This window comes from Leifsonia shinshuensis (assembly GCF_014217625.1).
Taxonomy (GTDB): domain Bacteria; phylum Actinomycetota; class Actinomycetes; order Actinomycetales; family Microbacteriaceae; genus Leifsonia; species Leifsonia shinshuensis_A.
In genome coordinates this window covers 3,775,181-3,798,263 of sequence record NZ_CP043641.1, presented here as the reverse complement: position 1 = coordinate 3,798,263, position 23,083 = coordinate 3,775,181, and the positions used below count along the sequence as shown (strand labels likewise).

At 70.8% G+C, this 23,083-nt stretch carries 26 protein-coding genes; 10 read left to right on the top strand and 16 right to left on the bottom strand.

What is annotated here, in order from left to right:
* Positions 1-185: 185 nt before the first annotated feature.
* Positions 186-1,292: a hypothetical protein gene (locus F1C12_RS18455; protein WP_185276311.1), complete on the top strand. Its 1,107-nt coding sequence runs from the start codon at positions 186-188 to the stop codon at positions 1,290-1,292.
* A 9-nt stretch (positions 1,293-1,301) separates the two neighbouring features.
* Here the strand turns inward: F1C12_RS18455 and F1C12_RS18450 are convergent, their stop codons facing one another.
* Both F1C12_RS18450 and F1C12_RS18445 read right to left on the bottom strand, forming a co-directional pair.
* Positions 1,302-1,601, bottom strand: a complete 300-nt coding sequence (locus tag F1C12_RS18450) for a hypothetical protein (RefSeq protein WP_185276310.1) — start codon at positions 1,599-1,601, stop codon at positions 1,302-1,304.
* Between the two features lie 48 nt (positions 1,602-1,649).
* Positions 1,650-2,090, bottom strand: coding sequence for a hypothetical protein (locus F1C12_RS18445; protein WP_258045979.1), 441 nt, complete (start codon positions 2,088-2,090; stop codon positions 1,650-1,652).
* A 231-nt stretch (positions 2,091-2,321) separates the two neighbouring features.
* Between F1C12_RS18445 and F1C12_RS18440 the strand changes: the two genes are divergently transcribed.
* From F1C12_RS18440 to F1C12_RS18430, 3 genes are read left to right on the top strand one after another with little or no spacing between them, the layout of a single operon-like run.
* Positions 2,322-3,536: an epoxide hydrolase family protein gene (locus F1C12_RS18440; RefSeq protein ID WP_185276309.1), complete on the top strand. Its 1,215-nt coding sequence runs from the start codon at positions 2,322-2,324 to the stop codon at positions 3,534-3,536.
* On the top strand, positions 3,533-4,480 hold the full coding sequence (locus tag F1C12_RS18435) for an alpha/beta hydrolase (RefSeq protein ID WP_185276308.1): 948 nt from the start codon (positions 3,533-3,535) through the stop codon (positions 4,478-4,480). Before F1C12_RS18440 ends, F1C12_RS18435 begins: the two co-directional genes overlap by 4 nt.
* A complete protein-coding gene (locus F1C12_RS18430; protein WP_185276307.1) occupies positions 4,473-5,525 on the top strand; it encodes a redoxin domain-containing protein in 1,053 nt (350 codons plus the stop codon). The genes F1C12_RS18435 and F1C12_RS18430 overlap by 8 nt, the downstream gene beginning before the upstream one ends.
* 45 nt (positions 5,526-5,570) lie before the next feature.
* On the opposite strand, the gene F1C12_RS18425 is transcribed toward F1C12_RS18430, so the two are convergent.
* The 6 genes from F1C12_RS18425 to F1C12_RS18400 all read right to left on the bottom strand — a co-directional run bounded on the left by F1C12_RS18425 (position 5,571) and on the right by F1C12_RS18400 (position 14,173).
* Complete coding sequence (locus F1C12_RS18425) at positions 5,571-7,571, bottom strand: beta-galactosidase (RefSeq protein ID WP_258045978.1); 2,001 nt, start codon at positions 7,569-7,571, stop codon at positions 5,571-5,573.
* Positions 7,572-7,579: 8 nt separating this feature from the next.
* Positions 7,580-8,518: a carbohydrate ABC transporter permease gene (locus F1C12_RS18420; protein ID WP_185276306.1), complete on the bottom strand. Its 939-nt coding sequence runs from the start codon at positions 8,516-8,518 to the stop codon at positions 7,580-7,582.
* Positions 8,511-9,461, bottom strand: a complete 951-nt coding sequence (locus F1C12_RS18415; RefSeq protein ID WP_185276305.1) for a carbohydrate ABC transporter permease — start codon at positions 9,459-9,461, stop codon at positions 8,511-8,513. The genes F1C12_RS18420 and F1C12_RS18415 overlap by 8 nt, the downstream gene beginning before the upstream one ends.
* A 72-nt stretch (positions 9,462-9,533) precedes the next feature.
* A complete protein-coding gene (locus F1C12_RS18410; protein WP_258045977.1) occupies positions 9,534-10,892 on the bottom strand; it encodes an ABC transporter substrate-binding protein in 1,359 nt (452 codons plus the stop codon).
* A gap of 43 nt (positions 10,893-10,935) precedes the next feature.
* A complete protein-coding gene (locus F1C12_RS18405; protein WP_185276304.1) occupies positions 10,936-13,035 on the bottom strand; it encodes a beta-galactosidase in 2,100 nt (699 codons plus the stop codon).
* Between the two features lie 133 nt (positions 13,036-13,168).
* The gene (locus F1C12_RS18400) at positions 13,169-14,173 is read right to left on the bottom strand and encodes a LacI family DNA-binding transcriptional regulator (RefSeq protein ID WP_185276303.1); all 1,005 of its coding nucleotides are present in this window, start codon (positions 14,171-14,173) and stop codon (positions 13,169-13,171) included.
* A 171-nt stretch (positions 14,174-14,344) separates the two neighbouring features.
* On the opposite strand from F1C12_RS18400, the gene F1C12_RS18395 reads away from it, so the two are divergent.
* From F1C12_RS18395 to F1C12_RS18385, 3 genes are all read left to right on the top strand, one after another.
* Positions 14,345-15,448 (top strand): GNAT family N-acetyltransferase, encoded by a 1,104-nt coding sequence (locus F1C12_RS18395; protein WP_185276302.1) that lies wholly within the window; start codon positions 14,345-14,347, stop codon positions 15,446-15,448.
* A 118-nt stretch (positions 15,449-15,566) separates the two neighbouring features.
* Positions 15,567-16,100, top strand: a complete 534-nt coding sequence (locus F1C12_RS18390; protein ID WP_185276301.1) for a GNAT family N-acetyltransferase — start codon at positions 15,567-15,569, stop codon at positions 16,098-16,100.
* Positions 16,100-16,495: a hypothetical protein gene (locus tag F1C12_RS18385; protein ID WP_185276300.1), complete on the top strand. Its 396-nt coding sequence runs from the start codon at positions 16,100-16,102 to the stop codon at positions 16,493-16,495. The genes F1C12_RS18390 and F1C12_RS18385 overlap by 1 nt, the downstream gene beginning before the upstream one ends.
* A gap of 19 nt (positions 16,496-16,514) precedes the next feature.
* Here the strand turns inward: F1C12_RS18385 and F1C12_RS18380 are convergent, their stop codons facing one another.
* The 3 genes from F1C12_RS18380 to F1C12_RS18370 all read right to left on the bottom strand — a co-directional run bounded on the left by F1C12_RS18380 (position 16,515) and on the right by F1C12_RS18370 (position 18,338).
* On the bottom strand, positions 16,515-16,817 hold the full coding sequence (locus F1C12_RS18380) for a hypothetical protein (RefSeq protein WP_185276299.1): 303 nt from the start codon (positions 16,815-16,817) through the stop codon (positions 16,515-16,517).
* Positions 16,818-16,862: 45 nt separating this feature from the next.
* Positions 16,863-17,516: a DedA family protein gene (locus F1C12_RS18375; protein ID WP_185276298.1), complete on the bottom strand. Its 654-nt coding sequence runs from the start codon at positions 17,514-17,516 to the stop codon at positions 16,863-16,865.
* Between the two features lie 90 nt (positions 17,517-17,606).
* Positions 17,607-18,338 carry a PASTA domain-containing protein gene (locus F1C12_RS18370; protein ID WP_185276297.1) on the bottom strand — a complete coding sequence of 244 codons (732 nt, stop codon included), beginning with the start codon at positions 18,336-18,338 and terminating at the stop codon, positions 17,607-17,609.
* Positions 18,339-18,585: 247 nt separating this feature from the next.
* On the opposite strand from F1C12_RS18370, the gene F1C12_RS18365 reads away from it, so the two are divergent.
* Positions 18,586-19,215, top strand: a complete 630-nt coding sequence (locus F1C12_RS18365) for a DUF1269 domain-containing protein (protein ID WP_185276296.1) — start codon at positions 18,586-18,588, stop codon at positions 19,213-19,215.
* 70 nt (positions 19,216-19,285) lie between these two features.
* Here the strand turns inward: F1C12_RS18365 and F1C12_RS18360 are convergent, their stop codons facing one another.
* Positions 19,286-19,594, bottom strand: coding sequence for a hypothetical protein (locus tag F1C12_RS18360; protein ID WP_185276295.1), 309 nt, complete (start codon positions 19,592-19,594; stop codon positions 19,286-19,288).
* A gap of 169 nt (positions 19,595-19,763) precedes the next feature.
* Between F1C12_RS18360 and F1C12_RS18355 the strand changes: the two genes are divergently transcribed.
* Together F1C12_RS18355 and F1C12_RS18350 are read left to right on the top strand one after the other, a co-directional pair.
* Positions 19,764-20,657 (top strand): sigma-70 family RNA polymerase sigma factor, encoded by an 894-nt coding sequence (locus F1C12_RS18355; RefSeq protein WP_185276294.1) that lies wholly within the window; start codon positions 19,764-19,766, stop codon positions 20,655-20,657.
* 25 nt (positions 20,658-20,682) lie between these two features.
* Positions 20,683-21,153, top strand: coding sequence for a carboxymuconolactone decarboxylase family protein (locus F1C12_RS18350; protein WP_185276293.1), 471 nt, complete (start codon positions 20,683-20,685; stop codon positions 21,151-21,153).
* Here the strand turns inward: F1C12_RS18350 and F1C12_RS18345 are convergent, their stop codons facing one another.
* From F1C12_RS18345 to F1C12_RS18330, 4 genes are all read right to left on the bottom strand, one after another.
* Positions 21,154-21,549 (bottom strand): VOC family protein, encoded by a 396-nt coding sequence (locus F1C12_RS18345; protein WP_185276292.1) that lies wholly within the window; start codon positions 21,547-21,549, stop codon positions 21,154-21,156.
* The gene (locus F1C12_RS18340) at positions 21,546-22,010 is read right to left on the bottom strand and encodes an SRPBCC family protein (RefSeq protein ID WP_185276291.1); all 465 of its coding nucleotides are present in this window, start codon (positions 22,008-22,010) and stop codon (positions 21,546-21,548) included. Before F1C12_RS18340 ends, F1C12_RS18345 begins: the two co-directional genes overlap by 4 nt.
* Positions 22,007-22,345: an ArsR/SmtB family transcription factor gene (locus F1C12_RS18335; protein ID WP_185276290.1), complete on the bottom strand. Its 339-nt coding sequence runs from the start codon at positions 22,343-22,345 to the stop codon at positions 22,007-22,009. The genes F1C12_RS18340 and F1C12_RS18335 overlap by 4 nt, the downstream gene beginning before the upstream one ends.
* 105 nt (positions 22,346-22,450) lie before the next feature.
* Positions 22,451-23,038, bottom strand: coding sequence for a hypothetical protein (locus F1C12_RS18330; RefSeq protein ID WP_185276289.1), 588 nt, complete (start codon positions 23,036-23,038; stop codon positions 22,451-22,453).
* Between the last annotated feature and the right edge of the window lie 45 nt (positions 23,039-23,083).

The following is a 23,083-nucleotide window of genomic DNA, read 5'->3' as shown; positions in this document are numbered from 1 at the left end:
TCGAACGCTAGGCAGGGTGCTCCAAGGGCGCGCTAAGAATCGTTCGGCGCACCCTCCGTTTCTCTGAGCTTCTTCAGCCAGGTTTGCCCGGTGTTCACCCGATGGGGGCCCTCGAACGGGGGATGCGCTGCTTAGCGTGAGAGACGTCTCCCCCGGACACCGTCATCCCCCTGAAAGGAATCCCCATGTCGTTCACCGCGCGCACCCGCGCCTGCCTCCTGGTCGCCGGCATCGCCGCGACCACAGCCGTCGCCTGCGCCGCCCTTCCCGCCGCGGCCGCACCGACGCCCGCGCCGGCGCACTCGGCGTTCACCGTGCACGCGTTCCCCGCCGTCGGCGCCGAGAAGAGCCCGGACGACATCACGCGCCTCGGCGACTCGATCTACGTCACCTTCCAGAACGGCGTCGGCCCGATGGGCGAGGCCGCGCCGTCGGGGGCCACGGCCTCCACCATCCAGCAGTACAGCCTGGCCGGCGTGCCCGGCCGGTCATGGTCGGTGACCGGCAAGGTGGACGGCCTCACCGCCGACCCCGAGCACCACCGCCTGCTGCTGACCGCCAACGAGGACGGGAACTCCAGCTTCCTCACCCTCGACCCCCGCGCGACGGCAGCCACCCGCTACGCCTACCAGGGGCTCACGCACGGCGGCGGGACGGACGCCATCTCGGTCGTGCGCGGCTCGATCGTCGTGAGCGCGTCCAACCCGACCGTCCCGAACGGACCGGCCGCGTACCGGGTGGCGCTGCAGGGCTCGAACGCGGTGCTCACGCCCGTGCTGTCCGACAACAGCGTCGCCACCAGCGCGAACGCGGCCACCGCAGGCCAGACGGTCCAGCTCGCACTCACCGACCCGGATTCCAACACCGTCGTCCCCCGCTCCAGCTCCCGCTTCGGCGGCTCGTTCCTGCTGGACGCGCAGGGCGACCAGCAGCTGCTGTTCCTGAACCCTGCCGTCCGGGATGACGCGGCGGGCCACGGCATCCAGGTGCTGTCCGTCGCCCAGCCGCTCGACGACACCGCGTTCGCCACGGCGTCCCGCCGCACGCTGTGGGCGACCGACCCGGCGCACGACACGGTGGACGAGATCACCGGGCCGTTCGCGCCGGGTGAGGCGGTCTCGGCGGTGACCCCGGACAGCGGCCCGACCTCGCTGGCGCGCCTCGGCCTCACCGACGGATCGCTGACCCCGATCGCGGGCCTCAGCGCGGTCACGCCGAAGGGGCTGCTGTTCACCAGCAGCGAGCACGGCGACGACCAGGGCGACCAGGGCGACCAGGGCGACCGGCAGTAGGCCGGCGGCTCAGGCGACGCGCGGCCTCCTGGTCGACACCACGACTCCGGCCAGGAGGAGCGCGACGCCGAGCGCGAACACCGCCAGCCCGGCCAGGATCCCGGTGGGGTCGGCCGTCACGGCGTGCTGCGTGTACTGGGCGTACACGCCGACCGGGAGCGTCTCCATCCGGTTCGCCGCCCGCGCCGCCGCGTCGAGGGACGCCTTCGCGAGCAGCATGGCGACGACGCCGCCGATCACGGCCGCGACTCCCCCCACGAGCAGCAGGACGACGGCGCGGCGTCGCGGTGGTCCCCCGGGTTCGGTCATGAGCCGACCATAGACGATCCGCGGCCGCAGCGGGAGTGCGGGGTCGCCTCAGCGCGCGACCGCGGCCGACCGCTGGGCCAGCGCCCGCGCTCCGATCACCACGTAGAGCGCGGCCGCCGCGACGAAGCCGGCCGACATCAGGAACGACAGCCACTCGCTGCCCGTGAGCATCGTCCCGACCCCGGCGAGGAACGTGAGCAGGATCACGACGAAAGCCCACAGCGCCGCGCGCGGGGCGACGTCCGCGCGGCGGGCTGTCAGCCAGGCCCGCACCGCCACCACGATGACGCCGATCCCGACGAGCGCGTGCAGACCGAGGACGATGCTCGCGAAGACGCGCGCTGCGCCGTCGTCCTCGGCCGGGCTGCCGAGGAGGTTCGCGCCCATCCCGAGCAGGAACTGGACGGCGAGCGCGCTCAACGCCTCCCGGGATCGACGCACGACGGCGGCGGGAGAGACGGTGGCGGGAGAGGTGTGCACGGCGGACATGGAGGTCCCTTTCACTCGACGGATCGTGATGTTCGGGGCCATCCTCGTGCGGCGCGGGGGACCGTGTCGTCCCGCGGGTGGAGTAGGTGCGGATACTCTCCGCGGAGTAGCGAGTCGCAGGCTCGCCGAGGTCGAGGGAAGCCCCCATTGCCGCAGCGCCCACCATGCGGAAAGGTCGGGGCCGTCGGCGCCTGTTCAGCGTCGGCGTCTCACCCGAGAAGGAGGACGAACATGTCCATCAGCGAACACACCGAACGGACCGGCCACGACGACACGGCCGTCCGGCCGTTCACCATCGACATCCCGCAGGCCGACATCGACGACATGATGCGGCGCGTCCGGGAGACCAGGCTGCCGGAGCGCGAGACCGTCGACGACACGTCCCAGGGCGTGCGCCTGCAGGTCATCAGCGACCTCATGGAGTACTGGAAGACCGGCCACGACTGGCGCGGCGTGGAGGCGCGGCTCAACAGCCTCCCGCAGTTCGTCACCGAGATCGACGGGCTCGACATCCACTTCATCCACGTGAAGTCGCGGCACGAGGGCGCCCTCCCGATGATCGTCACGCACGGCTGGCCGGGATCGGTCATCGAGCAGCTGAAGATCGTCGGGCCGCTCACCGACCCGACCATGTACGGGGCGAGCGCGGAGGACGCGTTCGACCTCGTCATCCCGTCGCTGCCCGGGCACGGCTTCTCGGCCAAGCCCGACCGGCCCGGCTGGGACCCGATCCGGATCGCGCGCGCCTGGGCCGAGCTCATGCGCCGCCTCGGCTACGACCGCTACGTCGCGCAGGGCGGCGACTGGGGCAACGCCGTCACCGAGCAGCTCGCGCTGCTGAAGCCGGAGGGACTGATCGGCATCCACACGAACATGCCCGCGACCGTGCCGGACGGCATCCAGGCCGCGCTCGACGCGCACGAGGCGCCGCCGGCCGACCTCGATGCGGACGAGCGGTACGCGTGGGACCAGCTCGCGTACTTCTACGCGCACGGCCTGGGCTACGCGCAAGAGATGGCAGGCCGTCCGCAGACGCTGTACGCCCTCGCGGACTCCCCCGTCGGCCTCGCCGCGTGGATGCTCGACCACGACGCCCGCAGCTACGACCTGATCGCCCGCGTGTTCGCCGGCGGGACGGAGGGGCTGACCCGCGACGACATCCTTGACAACGTGAGCCTGTACTGGCTGACCAACACGGCGGTGTCGTCGGCGCGGCTGTACTGGGAGAGCAAGCTGGCGTTCTTCGCGCCGAAGGGCGTCACGCTCCCGACCGGCGTCAGTGTCTTCCCGGACGAGATCTACGCCGCCCCGCGCAGCTGGGCGACGCAGGCGTACCCGAACCTGATCCACTTCAACCGGCTCGCGAAGGGCGGACACTTCGCGGCCTGGGAGCAGCCGGAGCTGTTCTCCCAGGAGGTCAGGGACACGTTCCGCTCGCTGCGATGAGCGCGCTCGCGCACATCGTCGCGGGCGAACTGGAGGTCGAGTACGCGGACTCCGGCCCGCGCACCGGGCCGGCCGTGCTGCTCCTGCACGGCTGGCCCTATGACCTGCACGCCTTCGACGACGCCGGTGCTCTCCTCGCCGACGCCGGGTTCCGGGTGCTGGCGCCGAACCTTCGCGGCTACGGCGGCACCCGCTTCCTGTCGGAGGCCACCGTCCGCAACGGCGAGCAGGCCGCGCTCGCGAAGGATGCGCTGGCGTTCCTCGACGCACTCGGCGTGGCCGACGCGATCGTGGCCGGGTTCGACTGGGGCGCGCGCACCGCAAACGTGCTCGCCGCGCTCTGGCCGGATCGGGTCCACGGCCAGGTCTCGGTCAGCGGCTACCTCATCGGCAGCCAGGCCGCGGGGGCCGAGCCGCTGCCACCGGCGGCCGAGCTGTCCTGGTGGTACCAGTTCTACTTCGCGACCGAGCGCGGCCGGGCGGGCTACGACCGCAACCGCGACGACTTCGCGCGGCTGATCTGGCACACCGCCTCACCACGGTGGGAGTTCGACGACGCGACGTTCGCCCGCACCGCGGCCTCCTTCGCCAACCCCGACCACGTCGCGATCGTCGTCCACAACTACCGGTGGCGGCTGGGGCTGGCGGACGGCGACCCGGCGCTGGCGGACCTGGAGGCGCGACTGGCGACGCGTCCGCCGATCGCGGTCCCGACGATCACGCTCGAAGGCGACGCCAACGGGGCTCCCCATCCCGACGCCGCGTCGTACCGCGACGTGTTCACCGGGCCGTACGAGCACCGCGTCGCGACCGGCGGGGTCGGGCACGACCTCCCCCAGGAGGCGCCGCAGGTGTTCGCGGACGCGGTCGTCGCCGTCGACCGGATGGCCCGGGAGGGCGTGGCGCCGTCGTCCGAGCCGGAGGAGGATGTCGGCCATGGCTGACACCGACGACCCGTTCGAGGACCGGCGGCCCTTCCGCTCGCTCCTGCACCGCCGGCCGGACGAGGACCGCGATCACCTGCCGGACGAGGGCGCCCTCGCACCGTTCACGCGCGCCACGGCCTGGCTGAACTCGCCCCCGCTGACCCCGGCCGGCCTCCGCGGCCAGGTCGTGCTGGTCGACTTCTGGACGTTCACCTGCGTCAACTGGCTGCGCACGGCGCCCTACCTCCGGGCCTGGCACGCGAAGTACGCGGACGCGGGGCTGACGGTGATCGGCGTCCACACGCCCGAGTTCGGGTTCGAGCACGACCTCCCCACGGTGACGGAGCGGGTGCGGCAACTCGGGATCGACTACCCGGTCGCGGTGGACAGCGACTACGGCGTCTGGGGTGACTTCGCCAACCAGTACTGGCCGGCGGTGTACGTCGCCGACGCTGACGGCCGGCTGCGGCACCACCACTTCGGCGAGGGCGAGTACGCGATGACCGAGATGGTGATCCAGGAGCTGCTACGCGACGCCGGCGCCGACGGGATCGACGGCTCCCTGGTGGCGCCCGCCGCGCACGGGCTGGAGGTGGCGGCGGACTGGGCGACCCTCCGCTCCCCCGAGACCTACCTCGGCTACGCGCAGAGCAGCGGTTTCGTGTCGGAGGACGCGGGCCTGTACGACCTCCCGAGCGTCTACCCCGGCGGATCGCGGCCGGCCCTGAACGAGTGGGACCTCACCGGCCGCTGGACGCAGACCCGCGACGCGGCCGTGCTCGGCGAAGCGGGCGGGCGGGTCTCGTTCGCGTTCCACGCGCGCGACGTCAACCTCGTCATGGGGCCGGCGCCCGGTCACGGCCCCGTCCCGTTCCGGGTCCTCCTGGACGGGAGGCCGCCGGGCGACGCCCACGGGTCGGACGTCGACGCGGACGGGAACGGCGTGCTGGACGAGCAGGACACCTACCAGCTGCTCCGCCAGCCGGGGGCGATCGGCACCCGGCTGTTCGAGCTGGAGTTCCTGGCGGGAGGCGCCGAGGCGTACTGCTTCACATTCGGGTGAGCGGAGGGTCACCGGGATAGTCCCGCCATGACAGGGCCGCCCGCCTCACCCCACGATCAGCGCCACTCCCTGCGGATCGAGCCTCAGCCCCGCCGCGGGCGCCCCGCTGAGCAGGTCCGTCCCCGACAGCTCGAGCGTCACCGTCTCGGCGGAGTGATTGATCGCCGCGAGCACGTCACCGCGCCGGACGAACTCCACTCCGGCGACTGTCGGGAGCAGGTCGACAGCCGCCGAAGTCAGGGCCGCGTGGACGAGCCGTCCGAGCGGCTCAGGGCCGAGGCGTGTGGCCACGTACCAGGCGGTCCCCTCGCCGCGGCGGTTCCGGGTGAGCGCGGGATGGCCGTCCAGCGCGCCCCCGTCGAACACGGCGGGGACGTCCGCGGTCAGCACCCGCACGTACTCCGCCCACTGCGACGCCTCCGCCGCTTCCCCGACCACGTCGCCGCGGACGCGCAGCGCCGGCGGCTCGCCGCCACCCACGGCGGCGAGGTCGGGCGCTGCGGGTGGCGCGAACTCCTCGATCCACACGCCCAGCGTGTCACGGAGCGGGCCGAGGTAGCCGCCGGCCCTGGCGTGGAGGTCCGGGTCGAGGACGCCGGTGAGGAAGCCGACGACGAGGGTCCCGCCCCCGGCGACGTAGTGGTCGAGCGCCGCGAGCTGCGCGTCGGTCGCGACGAGCAGCGTCGGCGCGACCACCACGCCGTAGCCGGCGAGGTCGTCCGTGGCGCGCACGAAGTCGACCGTCGCACCTGCCGCGACGAGCGCCGCGTACCAGGAGAACACCTCCTCCAGATAGCTCGTCCGGGCCGGCGACGCCTCCTGCTCGACCGCCCACCACGAGTCCCAGTCGAAGACGATCGCGACCTGCGCGGGCACGGCCGCGCCGAGCAGCCCGCGCGCTTCCGACAGCGTCGCCAGCTCGCCGCCGAGCTGCACCACCTCGCGGAAGACACGGCTGTCCGTCCCGCCGTGCGGCAGCATGCCCGCGTGGAACTTCTCCGCTCCGGCGACCGCCTGCCGCCACTGGAAGAACAGGATGCCGTCGGCGCCGCGCACGATGCTCTGATACGACCAGGCCCGCATTTGGCCAGGGAGCTTCGCGGCGTTGCGCTCGCGCCAGTTCACCGCTCCGGGCGACTGCTCCATCAGCAGCCACGGCTGCCCGCCGCCCAGCGAGCGCATCAGGTCGCGCTGCATCGCGGCGTAGACCGGTGAGCGCGGGTCGGCCGGATCGGGATAGGAGTCGTCGGACACGACATCCACCTCCTGCGCCCACGCCCAGTAGTCGAGCGGCTTGAAGAAGCCCATGAAGTTCGTCGTCACCGGCAGGGCCGACCGGGAGCGGATGATCGCCTTCTCCATCCGGAAGCAGTCGAGCAGCTCGTCCGAGCTGAACCGGTCGAAGTCGAGCAGCTGGGTCGGGTTCTTGAACGAGGGCGCGGCCCGCGGTGGCAGGATCTCGTCGAACGACGCGTAGTGCTGCGACCAGAACGCGGTTCCCCACGCCTCGTTCAGCGCCTCGATCCTCGAATACTTCGCCTCCAGCCAGCGGCGGAAGGCGGCCGCGGACACGTCGCAGTAGCAGCGGCTGACGTGGCAGCCGTACTCGTTGTTGACGTGCCAGAGCTCGAGCGCGGGATGGTCGGCGTAGCGGTCGACGATCGCCTCCACCAGCCGCGCGGCGTAGCGCCGGTAGACCGGGGAGCTCGGGCAGTACGCCTGCCGGCTGCCCGACGAGAGCGTGACCCCGTCCTCGGTCACCGGCAGCAGCTCCGGATGCGCGACGGCCAGCCAGGGCGGCGGGGAGGCCGTGGCCGTGGCCAGGTCGACGCGCACGCCGCCCGCGTGCAGCAGGTCGAGCACCTCGTCCAGCCAGGCGAAGTCGAACTCGCCGTCCCGCGGCTCGATCCGCGCCCAGGAGAAGATGCCGACCGAGACCAGGTTCACCCCGGCCCGGTTCATCAGCTCCACGTCCTCCCGCCAGACCTCCGGCGCCCACTGCTCGGGGTTGTAGTCGCCGCCGTACGCGAATCCGTTGCTCAACACCGCGCCGGTCACTCCTTCACGCTCCCGCTCGCGAGGCCCGTCGTCCAGTACCGCTGCAGGAAGAGGAAGGCGATGACCAGCGGGATGATCGACACGAGCGAGCCCGTGATGACGACCGAGAACAGCGCCTGCGACCCTCCTCCCGCCGCACTGGTGGCCTGCTGCTGGGCGAGGCCGACGGTGAGCGGATAGAGCTGAGAGCTGTTCAGCATGATCAGCGGCAGGAAGTAGTTGTTCCAGGTGCCGACCAGGGCGAACAGGAAGACGGTGACGATGCCGGGGGCCAGCAGGCGGAGCCCGACCTGCCAGAAGATCCGGAACTCGCCCGCGCCGTCGACCCGGCCCGCCTCGATCATCGAATCCGGGATGGCGTCGGCCGCGTAGACCCGCATCAGGAAGACCCCGAACGGGCTCACCAGCGACGGCACGATCACCGCGGCCGGGGTGTTCGTGATCCCGATCTGGCTGAACATCAGGTAGGTCGGCAGCGCCAGCGCCGTCAGCGGGATCATGATCGCGCCGAGCACGACGCTGAACATCAGCACGGCGCCGGGGAAGCGGTACTTGGCGAACGCGTAGCCCGCCATCGTGGCGAGGAGCGACGCTCCCGTCGCGCTCACCACCGCGTACACCAGCGTGTTGATCGCCCAGTGCGCGTAGATGCCGTTCTGCGCGGTGAATACCGCGCCGATGTTCGAGAACAGCTCGAACGTATGCCCGAAGGCGAAGCCGAACGTGGTGAACAGGTCGCCGTTGCTCTTCGTGGAGGCGATGAACAGCCAGACGATCGGCAGCACGAAGTAGAGAGCGCAGATCCAGAGCAGGACGGTCAGCAGCGTGCTGCGCCGGCTCTCGCGGTTGTACGCCTTCGCCCGGCCTCCGCTGCGGCTGCGCGGCCGGTCGGCCGTCGCGGGCGGGAGACCCGTGCGCGTCGCGGTCTCAGTCATTGCGCGCCTCCTTGCGCTGGGTGGTGAGCTGGACGACGTACGACACGATCGCGATCACGATCCCGAGCAGGAAGGCGATGGCGGCCGCGTAGTTGACGTCCTGGTTCGTGAACGCGAGGTTGTACGCGTAGTAGTTCGGCGTGTAGCCGTTGTCGATCACGTTCGGCGCGATCGCGTGCAGCAGGCTCGGCTCGTTGAAGAGCTGGAAGGTGCCGATGATCGAGAAGATGACGGTCAGGATGATCGCCGGGCGGATGCCGGGGATCTTGATGCTCCATGCCACGCGCCACTGGCCGGCGCCGTCGATCTCCGCCGCCTCGAACAGCTCTGCCGGGATCGACCGGAGGGCCGCGTACATGATGATCATGTTGTAGCCGACGAACGCCCAGGTGACGATGTTCATCATCGAGCCGAGCATGTTCTGGGCGCTGAGCAGGTCGGGCGCGGCGAGCCCGACGGCGCGGAAGGCCTGGGCGATCGGGCCGAAGTCGTTGCCGTAGAGGTAGCCCCACATGAGCGTTGCGACGACGCCGGGAACCGCGAACGGCAGGAAGATCAGGAGCCGCAGGGCGATCGAGCCGCGCACCCGGCCGCTGTCCAGGGCGAGCGCGAAGAACAGCGACAGGGCGAGCATGATCGGCACCTGGATGACCAGGAACAGCGCCATCCGGCCGAGACCGGCCAGGAAGTCCGGATCGGTGAAGGCGCGCAGGTAGTTGGTGAACCAGGCGAATGTCTGACCGCCGATGAGCTGCGTCGTGAACAGGCTCAGATAGCCGGAGTAGAACAGCGGCAGCAGCAGCATCACGACGAAGACGAGCATGAAGGGCGCCACGAACAGGTAGGCGGCGCGATTCAGCCGTCGCTGGTTGGCGCTGCGCCGCGGTCGCGGTTTCGCGGTCCGCTGCGTGCGCACCCGTCCGGGTGCGACGGACTGGGTCATGGTGAACTCCCTTGTTCGGTCCGGTGACGGCCTGCCGGTGGCGGGAGGTCGCCTCCCGCCACCGGCGCGGCGTCACTTGTTGACGGAGAAGCCCTGCTGGGTGCCGTAGGTGACGAGGGCCTTCTGCCAGGCGTCGAGCCCGGCCGAGACGTCGCCCTTGGCGGCGAGCGCCTTGCCCACGGTCTCCGTGTAGCTCGAGTACGCGTAGTCCATGTACGGGAGCCAGTCGAACTTGGTGTCGACGGTGGTGGAGATGTTCGCGAAGAGCTCGTTGACCTTCTGGCCACCATAGAACGCGGACTGCTGGTCGACGAACTGCGGGTCCTTCAGCGTGGCGTTCGAGGTCGGGAACAGGAACTGCTTGTTCGCGAGCATGAGCGTCGACTCGGGGTCGTTGTTGATGAACTTCGCCAGCTCGTAGGCCGCGATCGGGTTCTTCGTCGTCTTCAGGACGGCGTCGGACGATCCTCCCCAGTTGCCGGAGGCGGCCTTCACGCCCGGCGTCTGCGGCAGCGCGGCCGCGCGCCAGAGCCCGGAAGTCTTGGCCGCCGTGCCCTGCAGGAACACCGGACCCCAGGCCGCGGTCAGCCAGCCGGCGTACTTGCCGTTGGCCAGACCCTGGTACCAGCTGTCGGTGAAGTCCGGGTCGGTCGAGACATAGCCCTTCTGGATGAGGTCCTGCCAGTACGCGCCGACCTTCTTCGCCCCGGCGCTGTTGACGTCGACCGTGACGCCCTTCTTGCCGTCGTAGCCGAACGGCTTGACCCCGGCCTGCCAGAGCAGCCCGAGCATCTGGCCGGCCTGGCCGGACGCCAGGTTGGACATGTAGACGCCGGTCTTCTCCTTCACCGTCGCCGCGTCGGCGGCGTACTCGTCCCAGGTCTTCGGCGCGGAGGTGATGCCCGCCTTCGACAGGATGTCCTCCCGGTAGAGGTTGCCCATCGGGCCGGAGTCCTGCGGGATGGCGTACACGCCGTTGTTCTGCTTGACCTGGTTCCACACCCACGGCACGTACTGGCTGCCCAGGTCGGACGCGCCGTACGGCGTGAGGTTCAGGAGGCTGTCGGTGACGGTGAACGACGAGATGTACTGGAACTCCATCTGCGCCACGTCCGGAGCGCCCTTCCCCGCCTTCAGCGCGGTGCGGAGCTTCTGGTAGTGCGCAGCGCCCTGGCCCACGTTCTCGACGTCGACCTTGATCGCCGGGTACTTCTTCTCGAAGAGCGCCACTTCGTTCTTGATGTCGGGGACCCACGTCCAGAAGGTGAGGTTCGTCGGCGTCTTCATCGCCTTGTCGATCTCCGCCTGTGTCACGGGCTTCGTGCTGTCCCCGGAGTTGCCCCCTCCTCCGGTGCAGCCGGTGAGTGCGAGTGCGACAGCCAGGAGGCCGGTACCCAGCGCCACTGCTGTTCTCGGTGCTTTCTTCCTCATGAGCGTTTCTCTTTCTCTTGGTTTCGGTTCCGTGCGATCCGGCTCACGCCTGCGAGCCGGGGACCTCGAACACGGCGACGCCGCGCGGCTCGAGGGTGAAGCGGGACCCGGCGGCGAACCTCTCGCCGGACTCCACGTGGATGCTGTCGGCGGGCACCGTCACCGTATGCCGGGCGGCCGACCAGTTGTGGACGAACGCCACCGTGCCGCCGCCGGCGCGGCCGGTGCTGACGCTGACCGGGCTCGCAGCCTCCCACGCCCGCGCCGCGGTCTCCGGCACCAGCCAGCGTGCGAGGCTGCGGGCCAGCGGCTCGTTCGGCACGGTGCCGACGTAGGTCACGCGTCCGGCGCCGAACGGCGCGGTGGTGATCGCGGCCTCGGCGCCGAGCTCGGTCGGCCGGTAGGAGACGACGGTCTCGGCGCCGTCCAGGTTGAGGACGTCCACCCAGGCCGTCGCCTGCGCGCCGTCCTCCAGCTCGAAGGCGGCGGCCGCGGTCACGTCGAGCGGCTCGGCCAGGTTGCTGTACTCGTCGTACCAGACGCCGGCGGCGTCGTGCAGCCGGTCCGGCGCGACCCCGCGTCGTGCCCGGGCCAGCTCGTCGCCGTAGCCGGTGCGGATGCCGACGACGAGGTGGCCGCCGGCCTCGGCGTACGCGCGCAGGGCGTCGAGGACCGCGTCGTCCGCGACGTACTCGGCCGCGGCCACCAGGACCGGGTAGCGCTCCACGAGCTCGGCGGTCGGCTGCTCGACGAACTGCCGGCTGTGCTGCACGCGCACCTGCGCGCCCGTCTCGCTGAAGCCGCGGTAGAAGGCGTCGACGATGCGCGCGTAGGAGCGGCGGTCCGCCTCCCCGGTGTCGGTCGCGAGCGGCGGGTAGAACTCGAACGACCACTTCGTGTCGGTGGAGTGCAGCATCAGCACGTCCGCGTCCGGCTCGAAGCCGTCGAGCGCGCCGCCGATCCGCTTGAGGCTCGCACCCAGCTCGGCGACCTCCCGGTAGATGCGGCCGGGCGCCTGGCTGTGCGGGAGCACCCCGCCCCAGTAGGTCTCGACGCCGAAGTGGAGGGTGTGCCAGTGCCAGTACTCGACCATCCGGGAGCCGCGCGCGACCAGCGCGAACGCGGCCTGCTTGATCTGGCCCGGGTACGGGGGCTGGTTCTGCCAGGGGCCGCCGATGGACTGCGCGTTGGTCTCTGTCACCAGGAAACGCTCCTGACGCGAGGAGTACGCCCGGTCTCCCCACTGGAAGAGCGCCCACGGCCCGGTGTGCCACCAGTCGGCGCGGCGCGGGAGGTCGACGTCGGCCGAGAGTCCTTCCTGCATCAGGTAGTACGGGTTGCCCGCTGTCACGTCGAGGGAGGCGGCGAGCTGGTCGTCGGAGAGCTGCGGACGGGAGTAGGAGATGCAGGTCGTGACGAACTGGTCGTCCCTGGCGTACTCGCGCACGATCTCCGCCTGCCAGGCGATCAGGTCGGTGGCCTGCTCGCCCTGGAAGCGCCGCCACTCCAGCTGGTACTGCGGCATCAGGTTGCCGCCCGGTCGCCAGAGCTCCGACCACTCGGCGATGCGGTGCGACCAGTAGACGAGACCCCACTCGTCGTTGAGCCGCTCGACCGTGCCGTAGCGGCGGCGCAGCCAGGAGACGAACGCCTGGAAGGTGCTCTCGTTGTGCGGCAGGTTGTTGCCCGGCTCGTTGTCCACCTGGTAGCCGATCACAGCCGGGTGGTCGGCGTAGCGTGCGACGACCTTCCGGATGATCCGCTCGGCGTACCAGCGGTAGACCGGGACCGACTGGTCCATCTCCTGGCGGGCGCCCCAGCCGAGCGCGTGCCCCTGCCCGTCCACCGAGGCGATCTCCGGGTGCAACGTCTGCAGCCACGGCGGGATGGCGTAGGTCGGCGTCCCGAGGATGACCGCGATCCCCCGCGCGTGCGCCCCGTCGAGCACCGGCTGGAGCCAGTCGAGGTCGAACTCGCCGTTGCGCGGCTCCCAGGTCGACCACACCGACTCGCCCACCCGGATGACGGTGAAGCCCGCCTCCACCATCAGGTCGAGGTCGCGATCCAGCGACCCCTCCTCCTGGTACTCCGCGTAGTAGGCGGCTCCGAAGAGCACACCGGGGAACGTGGGGTTCAGCGTCATCGTCGACCTTTCCGCTTCGTCGCGCTGTTCTCGACCTCCGGTCAATGTGACCGGTCACTGTTGTCGACAACATTTTGGTTGAGAGCAGCATACACACACCCTCCGCGGACTCACAACAGCGTTGACCCGACCGTTATGAACGGGCGTTCGCCGGCCGCACGACCGCCGTGGATCCGCGCGCGACGAGCTCGGGCAGACGGTAGCGCGGGACCTCGTGGATGTCGCCGCCCTCGATCTTGGCGATGAGCATGTTCATCAGGTACGCGCCCTCCCCCTCGAAGTCGAGCCGGACGGTCGACAGCGGGGGGAGGTGGAAGCGGGACTCCGGCGAGTCGTCCATGCCGATCACGCTGACATCCTCCGGGACCCGGACGCCGCGCTCGTCGAGCCCGTAGATCAGCCCGATCGCCATGCTGTCGTTCGCGACCGCGACGGCCGTCACCTCCGCGGGCAGCTCCTGCGCGGACCGGTACCCGGATTCGGCCGACCAGTCGCCCTCGTACTCCCACACCACCTGCAGCCCGCGCTGCGCGGCGACGTCGATGAAGCCCTCCCGGCGCTGGTTCGCGGCGATCCACACACGTGGGCCGTTGACGAACGCGACGCGGGAGTGGCCGAGGTCCGCGAGGTGGTCGGCGGCGAGCGCGCCGGGGAGCGAGCGCGGGTTGAGGCTCGTCGACGACAGCCCCTCCGCCGAGTCCATCGCGATGGGGATGTCGAGCCCCCTCTCCGCGATCGCCGCGCGCACGACGTCCGTCTGCGCCGTCGCGAAGACGCCGGCGATCTGGTGCTCCATGATGACGTCGAGGGCTTCGTCGACGGACACCCCGTCCTCGCCGTCCATCGAAGCGATGTCGAGGACGAACCCCCGGCTCCTGGCCGCCGTCGTGGCGCCGGCCACGATCCGCCCCGGACCCGACAGCTCCATGCGGTGCGCCAGGATCCCGATCCGGTTCGACTGGCGGGACCGGAGCCACCGTGCCGCGCCGTTCGGGCGGTAGTTCAACTCCTCCAGCGCGGCCTGCACCTTGGCGCGGGTCGTCGGCCGGATGCCCTCGAACCCGTTCAGATACCGGGTCACCGTCTGGTGGGACACGCCGGCCTGGCGGGCCACGTCGTAGATGGTGGCGCGCTTCATGAGACGGAGTCTAGCTACAGCCGGCGCGTCCGGAACGTCGCGGGCCGGCGCTCGGCGCTTGCTGTCCGGGCCACCGCTATGGAATGCTGAACCCCGTGATCCTGTAGCAGTGACTCCCTTCCTCCCCACGACCGTGGGTGAGTCGATCGTTCCTGCGTACAAAGAGGTTTCATGTCATCTTCAGATCACACCATCACGCTCACCGGCTTCACCATCGAACCGCTCGTCGTCCCGGACAGCGTCGACGCGGCGGACGCCGCGGACTTCGTCGGCTTCGCCACCGTGCGCAACGCCGTCGAGGCGGAGCAACGCGGCCACACCGGCGAGGTCATGACCGCGGCCGAGCTGCTGCCGGACTGGAAGGACGAGTCCCGGCAGATGGCCGGGCTCGTCTCCAAGGTCGACGGCCGCGTCGTCGCGCGGGCGAACCTGGCGCTGCCGGCCGGCGCCGCCGAATGCTGGGGAGCGGTCTCCGTCCTTCCGGAGTTCCGCGGCCGTGGCATCGGCGGGGCGCTCTACGACCGCCTGGAGCAGCTGGCCCGCGAGGCCGGCCGCACGACCATCCAGAACCAGTCCACCTACCCGGCCGGCGTCGAGGGGGAGGCCATCCCCGCGCCCACCGGCTTCGGGGCGGTGCCGCTCGGCATCCCGTCGACGCGCTTCCTGCGACGCCAGGGCTTCTCGCTCGAACAGGTCGGCCGCATCAGCGCGCTGCCGCTGCCCATGGACCCGGACGTGTTCTCCGCCCACCTCGCGGCGGCGGTCGCGGCCGCCGCCGGCTACCGTACGGTCAGCTGGCAGGGCCGGACGCCCGAGGAGTGGGTGGAGTCCATCGCGCTGCTGCGCACCCGGATGAGCACCGACGCCCCGAACGCCGGCATCGAGCTGACCGATGTCTGGACGGCGGAGCGCGTCCGCGCCGTCGACGACCTCTGGGCCGCAAGCCCGCGCGTCGCCCTGACGTCGATCGTGGTGGAGGAGGCGACCGGGCAGGCCGTGGGCTTCACCGAACTCGACGTCTCCACCGAGTCCGACCGCCCGGCGGAGCAGATGGACACCCTTGTCCTGCGCGAGCACCGCGGCCACCGGCTCGGGATGCTCCTCAAGCTCGCCAACCTCCGCGAGCTCGAAGCACGGTTCCCGGGTTGCGTGCTCGTGGAGACGGTCAACGCCGAGGAGAACCTCCCGATGCTGGAGGTGAACGACGCCCTCGGCTTCACGGCGGCGAGCTTCTCGGCGCGGTGGCGGAAGGTCCTCGCGGAGCCGGCCTCCTGACGGCCCTCGGCAGCTGACAGCGGTGCGAACGCCCCGGAACCTGTGACTTCACGGGGGCCGGGGCGTGTTCCCGACCGCCCATGGCCGGGCCGGGCATACCGCAGGGTACGCTCGCGCCATGGCGCATCTCGACGGAGTGACCTGGCCTCCGGTCCCAATCTCGACCGGCCGGCTGGTCCTCCGCGCGACGGAGCCGCGCGATCGCGAGGCGATGCTCGACCTCTGGAGCAGCCCGGAGGCCCACCTCCACCTCGGCGGCGCCACGCCCCGGGCGGAGCTCGACGCGCTGGTGCCCGAGACCCCCGGGAAGCGCACCGGCTTCTTCGCGATCGAGCTCGACGGCGAACTGATCGGAATCGTCACGTTCGATCCGCGCGCGGCCGACCGGCCGGGCCACGTCCTCGAGGAGGGCGGCGAAGCCGATCTCGGCTACCTGCTGCTCCCGCACGCCTGGGGGCGCGGCTACGCGACGGAGGCCTGCGCCGCCGCGATGGGCTGGTTCAGGGCGGCGGCTCCCGACGAGCCCCTCGTCGTCTCGACGCAGCTCGCGAACACCGCGTCGAGGCGCGTGCTCGACAAGCTCGGCTTCGCGGAGGTCGAGCGTCACGAGGAGTTCGGCGAGCCCCAGTGGTTCGGGGTCTGGACGGCGTGATGCGGGGCCGCCGGGGGGACACGGACACCACGACCATCCCGACCGAGGCCGCACCCGCCCGGCGACGTCGTCAGACCGTTCTCACCATCCTGCTGCTGCTTCTCCACGGCGCCGTCGCAGCCATCCTGGTCATGCTGGCCATCTCGATCGCGGCGGCCGTCGGCGGGCCGTCCATCGGCCGCGACGAACTCTACCGGGTGGGGCCGGCGCTGCGACTCGCGGTCGCCGGCGCGATCGTCCCCCTCCCGATCAGCGCGGTCGCGACGCTGGTCGCCGTGGTGAGCGCACGACGGCGATCGTGGGCGGCCCCGGTCGTCGGGATCGGCGCGAGCGTCGTCCTCTGGGGTGTCGCGCTGCTGTTCCTGCACGCGCCGGAGCCGCTGCAGGGCGGGTGAGTTCCAGCCGGAATCGCCCCTAACGCAACCGCCACCACGCCCGGTCGCCGCGGATGTGGAGATCCTCGTAGACCACGATCGACCCGGTCTCCGCGAGCAGGACGAACTGCTGGAGGGCCGAGTCGAATCCGCGGCGGTCGCGCTGCTCCGGCACGTCCAGGTCGACGTCGTTGAGCGATTCGAGATGCGCCTCGAAGAGCGGCCGCCACCGCTCGAACGCGGGTGCCGGATGGAACGCGGCGAACATCCACGGCCGGTCGACCGCGGTGACGTTCAGGGTCCCCCGGAACTCGCCCGCGGCATTCAGAGTCCAGACGGACACGCGACGCTTCCCCCTCTCCCCCCGGAGCCGACTCACTCGGCCGACTCACTCGACGGGGGCGTTCTCCTTCTGCGCCAACTCCCGCGACCGGGTGCGGCGACGCCGCAGCGCACTGATCACGATGGGCAGGACGGACACGGCGACGATGACGATCATCAGCACGTCGATGTTGTTCGCCACGAGCGGGATGCCGCCGAGCAGCACGCCGAGGACGACCATGACGATGGTCCAGCTGACGCCGCCGAGCGCGTTCCAGAGCAGGAAGCGCGGGTACCGCATCGCCGCGATGCCGGCCGCCAGCGGGACGTAGGTGCGCACGAACGGCACGAACCGGCCGAGCACGAGCGAGACGCCGCCGTACCGGGCGAAGAACGCGTCGGCGGCCTCCAGCCGCTCGGTCTTGAGGATCCGGGCGTCCGGCTTGAAGAGGTGCCTCCCGAAGCGTTTCCCGAGCCAGTAACCCACCTGATCGCCCGCGAACGCGGCGACTGCGGCGACGACGGCGACCTGCCAGGGCTGGATGCCGAGGTGCGGGGCGAGGATGGCGGCGGTGATGAGCAGCGAGTCGCCGGGGAGGAACGGGAACAGCACCCCGGACTCGATGAACACCACGACGGCGATGCCCACCAGCACCCACGGCCCGAACGCGTGCAACCAGGCCGACGCGTCGAGAAGCGGGATGCTCGCGTGGAAGATCATGGCACCCAGTGTCCCTGGGGCGGCGCAAGGTGCTTCTAAGAAAGCGCGGCGCGAAGCCGGCGAGGTCGCCCGGCGCGTGGCCGAGATCCGCTAGATGACTCCGCGGAGGAGGCCGCCGACGACACCCAGAGGCGAGCCGGGAAGCGTCGGAAGCGGCAACGACGGCACGGGCGGCGTCGGCACCTGGACGACCGGCGGCGGTGCGACCGGCTGCGGTGCGACCGGCTGCGGGACCGCAGGGGGCTGCGGAGTCGGCGCCGGCGCAGCACCACCACTACCGGCAACACCGGAGCCTCCCGAACTTCCAGCTCCGCCTGCGCTCCCCGTCGTGGCCGAGGCACCCGACCCGGCCGGCGCCGAGACGGTTCCCGGGCTTGCCGGGCCGCTCGCATTCTGCGGAGGCGTCGAGACGGTGGACCCTGCCGGTGCGACGGTCAGGGCGATCCTCGTCCCCTTCGCCACCCACGCGTTCGCCCCCGGAGTCTGCCGGATCACGACCTCATCCGTCCGGCCCGTCGCGGGCTCCCAGGACTCCGTGCGGAATTCCATCGAGAACCCCCGCGCGCGCAACACGTCCGCGGCGCGGGTCTCCGAAAGACCGACCACATTCGGCACGGAGAGGCTGACCACGGGTGCCGCGTCGGCCGCCGGTATGCGCGAAGGCGTATGCGCCGGCATCAGGTCGGCCGCTCCCAGTGGCGTGACCGCCAGCGCCGCGACCAACGCGGCCGTCAGGACCGCGCCCGTCGGGAGCGGATACTCGACGATCACGTCGCCGATGCGGCGGAGTCCGCCGACCCGCGCGGTGTGCCTTCCCGCCATACTCTCTTCCCTGCCGATGAATCGGTCGACGGGCGGATCGCCAGTCGACGGCGAAGACGGTACGCCTCGCGCGCCGGATTTCGTGCGGACGGCCAGGAGACTGCCAGGCAGGATCGCTCGGGTCGCCTGCGCGCGAGCGCCTCCGGCCCGCCCGCTGAACAGCACCCCGATCCGGCATAGCCGCCGTCGAACCCCGCTCCTATACTTTCGCCCGAACGGCAGTCACCGCTCGTTAAGGAGACCCGACATGACCGATCCAACATCCACTCCCGCCGACCCGACCGGCGCCGACGACGGAGCCGTCAGCGTCGAGGCGGCCGGCATCAGCGACGGCGCCTACACGCTGCTCGCCGCCGACTTCTCGGACACCGACACCGCGCTGGAGGCGTACGAAGCACTCAAGAAGGTCGAGGACGGCGCGACCGTCAAGATCGACGGGGTCGTCGTCGTCCGACGCACCGCGGACGGCAAGCTCGAAGTCCAGAAGGCCACCGACCACAGCACCCGCGAGGGCCTCGCCTGGGGCGCTGTCGGCGGCGCCGTCCTGGGTGTCCTCTTCCCGCCGTCGATCATCGGCAGCGCCCTCGTCGTCGGCGCAGGCGGGGGAATCTTCGGCAAGCTGCGCGAGCGCCACCACAAGAAGGAACTGGCGAAGGAGCTCGAGGACGCGATCGACCCCGGCCACTCCGGGATCATCGCGCTGGTCTCCAACCCTGGCGAGGTCAAGATCCGCGAGGCGCTCGAGAAGGCCGACCGGATCGTCGAGAAGGCCGTCGACGACGCCGCGGCGGCGGACATCAAGGCAGCGGGCAAAGCCGCGGACAGCGCGGCCGACGCACCCTCCGGCGCCGAGGGCGACTCCGCCGACAAGAAGTAGGCGGCCAGGGGAGCGCGCGAGGCTCCTGGAACGGCACGGTTCCTGCCGTGCCGTTCCTCCAGCTGCGGGCTCAGTCCTCCGGGACGAGCGTGTAGACGGCGGCGTCGCCACCTTTCGCGTACCGGGCCGCGACGATCTTGAAGCCGGGATTCTGCTCCGCGATCACCGGCAGCCACGGGTCGGCGCCGCCCGTCCGCAGACGGTGCTCCACCTCCACCGGCAGCCGCGGGATGGTCGTCGTGTCCTTGGGCGCTTCGATCACCTGCAGCAGCCGCTGCCGGTGGAATTGGGGCCTGGCGCCGACCGCGCGACGTTCGGCCGGCGCGTACGGGCGCGTGACACGGGAAAGGCGGCCGGCTGCGTTCTCGATGGTGGTCATGGTCCCTCCCTGAACTCGGTGGTCTACCCACACGTACCACCCGTGGGGGCTCGGCTCGACTCCGGTTGCGGGATTTCCCGGACCGGTGACCCGAACGCCCGGATGACGCCTGTTACCTTTCCGGCGGCTCGTCCGTCCCCCTCGTAGAGTGTGGATGAGAGGGGCACCGATGACCGACGAGAACGCCACGAGCGCGGCCTTCGAAGAGCAGCGCGCGCGGTTGACCGCGCTGGCGGCCCGGGTGCTGGGCTCGCGGGCGGACGCCGAGGACGCGGTGCAGGAGGCCTGGCTGCGGCTCTCGCGCCAGGATCCCGCCTCCATCGACAACCTCTCCGGCTGGCTGAGCACCGTCGTCGGCCGGGTCTGCGTCGACATGCTCCGCTCCCGACGTGCCAAAGGCGAGACCGCGTGGGAGGAGCCCGGCCGCGAATGGGTCGTGTCCGACGACGCCGACGATCCCGAGGCGAGCGCCGTCCTGAGCGATGCCGTCGGCGTGGCGCTGCTCATGGTGCTGGAGACGCTGACCCCCGACGAGCGGCTGGCTTTCGTCCTGCACGACACCTTCGCGGTCCCCTTCGAGGAGGTCGGGCGTGTGCTCGGCAAGTCCACCGATGCCGCGAAGATGCTCGCGAGCCGCGCGCGGCGCAAGGTGCGGGGCGCCGACCTCCCGCACGACCGCCGCCGCCAGCGGGAGGTCGTGGACGCGTTCCTCGCGGCCGCCCGCGAGGGCGACTTCCAGGCCCTCCTGAAGGTGCTCGACCCGGACGTGGTGTGGCGCGTCCACACGACCCGCGGCATCCGGGTGCGCCTCGGCGCGGACGAGCTCGCCCGGCACGCCGCACTGGGCGAACGGACGCGCACGATCGCCCAGCGCGTCGACGTCGACGGCGTCCCCGGCATCATGGCGTGGCGCGCGGACGGCACCCCGCTGGCCGTGATGTCCTGCGTCGTCGTCGACGGCCGGATCGTGCAGGTCGACTCCCTCATCCGGCCAGAGGGCCGAGCGCGGATCACGGTCACCGCGCCCGTTGTTACCTCCGGAGCGCGCCATCCGTCTCTCTGATGAGTCCGACACGAAGGAGATCATCATGGGACCCCGTTTCGACATGTACGCCGCCTCGATCACGCCGAAGTTCGTCAAATACATCGTCTCGGCCAACCGCGTCGTCCGCCAGTCGACGCTGCCGCGCACGATCGAGGGGCTGGTGGACATCCGCGCCAGCCAGATCAACGGCTGCGGCGCGTGCCTCGACATGCACGTGAAGGAGGCCGTCGAGGCCGGCGAGACCGCCCTGCGCCTCAGCCTGGTGGCGGCGTGGCGGGAGACGACCGTCTTCACCCCCGCCGAGCGGGCCGCGCTCGAGCTGACCGAGCAGGGCACCCGCCTGGCCGACGGCGCGGGCGTCGACGACACGGTGTGGGCGGCCGCGGCCGAGCACTTCGACGAGGAGCAATTGGCGGCGCTCGTAGCGCAGATCGCGTTGATCAACGCGTTCAACCGGATGAATGTGATGATCCGGATGCCGGGTGGGTCGTATCAGGTGGGGCAGCTCGCTTGATCAGCTCCGGGACACCGAATGTGCGCTCTCGCCATTCTCTTCGATGAAGACGAGGCCATTGCCGAACGGGTCGTCGAAGTAGAACATCGGTGAGCCGTCGCCGATCGTCAGCGGAGCGTCGTTGTAGAGGTCCACGCCCGCATCGTCGACCCGGGAGAAGGCCTGCGCGGCGTCAGCGGTGCCGAGCCGGACTGCGACCGGGATCGCGCCGTCGGCGGGGAGGAGGACGATGCCGACCGAGGAGCCGGGTGGTACGACCTCCAGCATGCGCACACCCGGCCACGGTTCGCCGTCGTAGCGGACGTCGCAGCCCAGGACATCGCGGTAGAACGCGAGCGCCCGGTCCTGATCCGGCACCGGCAGGCTCACACTGAGCACCCTGGTCGTGATCGTCACCCCTCGCCCCCGCTCAGCACAGAGGCGATTGCGTCCAGCTGCTCGGCGATGCCCTGCCTGCGGTACTCCGGCTGGTCGAGGTCGTCGAGGTAGACGCCGTGTTCGGTGAGGGTCAAGCGGGTGCCTTCGGGGACCGCCGCGAATTCGACCGAGGTCAGTGAGACGGAGATGCGGTCGCTGTTGCGGAGCATGTGGTTCGTATAGACGATGCGGTGCTCCGGGACGATGTCGACGTAGAGGGCGTCGTAGGTGTACACGTCGCCTCCATCCGCCAGCGTCGCCCGCGAGAACTCCCGCCCGCCCACCCGGAAGTCGAGCGAGTACTCGCCCTCGCCATCGCCTCCGGTGAACCAGAGCCGCTTGGCCGCGGGATCCGTCCACGCAGCGAAGACCCGGGCGACTTCGGCCGGGTACACCCGCTCGAGGACCATGGTGTCGTGCTTCGTGCTGTGGTTGCTCACTTGCTGTTCTCCCCTTCGTCGCCGGAGGAGTCGAGGTACTCCCCCAGACTGTCCAATCGCTTCTCCCATTGCTGCCGCTGAGCGGCGAACCACGACTCGGCCTCATCGAGCGCGTCGCGGTTGAGGCGGCACATGCGCACCCTCCCCGTTTTGCGCGTCTGCACCAAGCCGCTGCTCTGCAACACCTCCAGGTGCTGGACGACCGCCGGCAGCGACATCGGCAGCGGGCGCGCGAGCTCGCTGACGGTCGCCGGGCCACGGCCCAGCCGCTCCAGCATCAGCCGCCGGCTCGGGTCGGCCAGAGCATGGAACACGCCGTCCAGATACTTAACCATGTGCTTAAGTATCTGGACGGTGGCTGCTCCTGTCAACTGCCGGTCGACCGTGAGGAGGCCGACCTGGCGGCGAGCGCAGCACGTGCGCCGCCGGGCACGTCAGGACTACTCGACCCAAACGGGCCGCGCCCGTGACGCGAGCTCGCGCAGAGGCGCGCTGTCGAGCACCACGTGCGACTCCGGAACACCGAAGGCCGGCCACTGCGCGACGACCTCGAGCGGCCCTTCCGGCGGCAGCGGCCAGAGCCACATCCCGTCCTCGAAGGTATAGAAGTCCTCCGATCCGCCACCGTTGCCGCGGGTGTGGGTCAGAGAGTGTCGCTCGGGAACGACACCATACAGCCCCGGCGCCAGATCGAGGATGAGTTTCTGGCCGTCCCCGAGCACAACGCCATACCGCAGCCGCTCGGGATCGAAGCGACCGAAGTGGTCGTGCATCCGCGACTGCATCTCCTGCCAGTCTCGACGACTCGTGTTCCGGCGTCGGATGCGGCGCTCCACGACGAGTTCGACGCCATTGCCGTAGACACGTGCCACCGTGAGGATCAGGGCGACGCTCTCGGTGACGGCGATCGTCTCGCCGATCGGAAAGGTCGCCGGGAGCTCGTCGTCCGAGGGCTTCCACCACGGTGCAGGTGCGTGGTCCGAGCCCTCGGGCTCGTCTTCGGGTGGGTCCGCCGGAAAGAAGTTCACGAGGGCAAGAGGATCACGGCACCTCCATGCTCCGCAAGGGTCGAT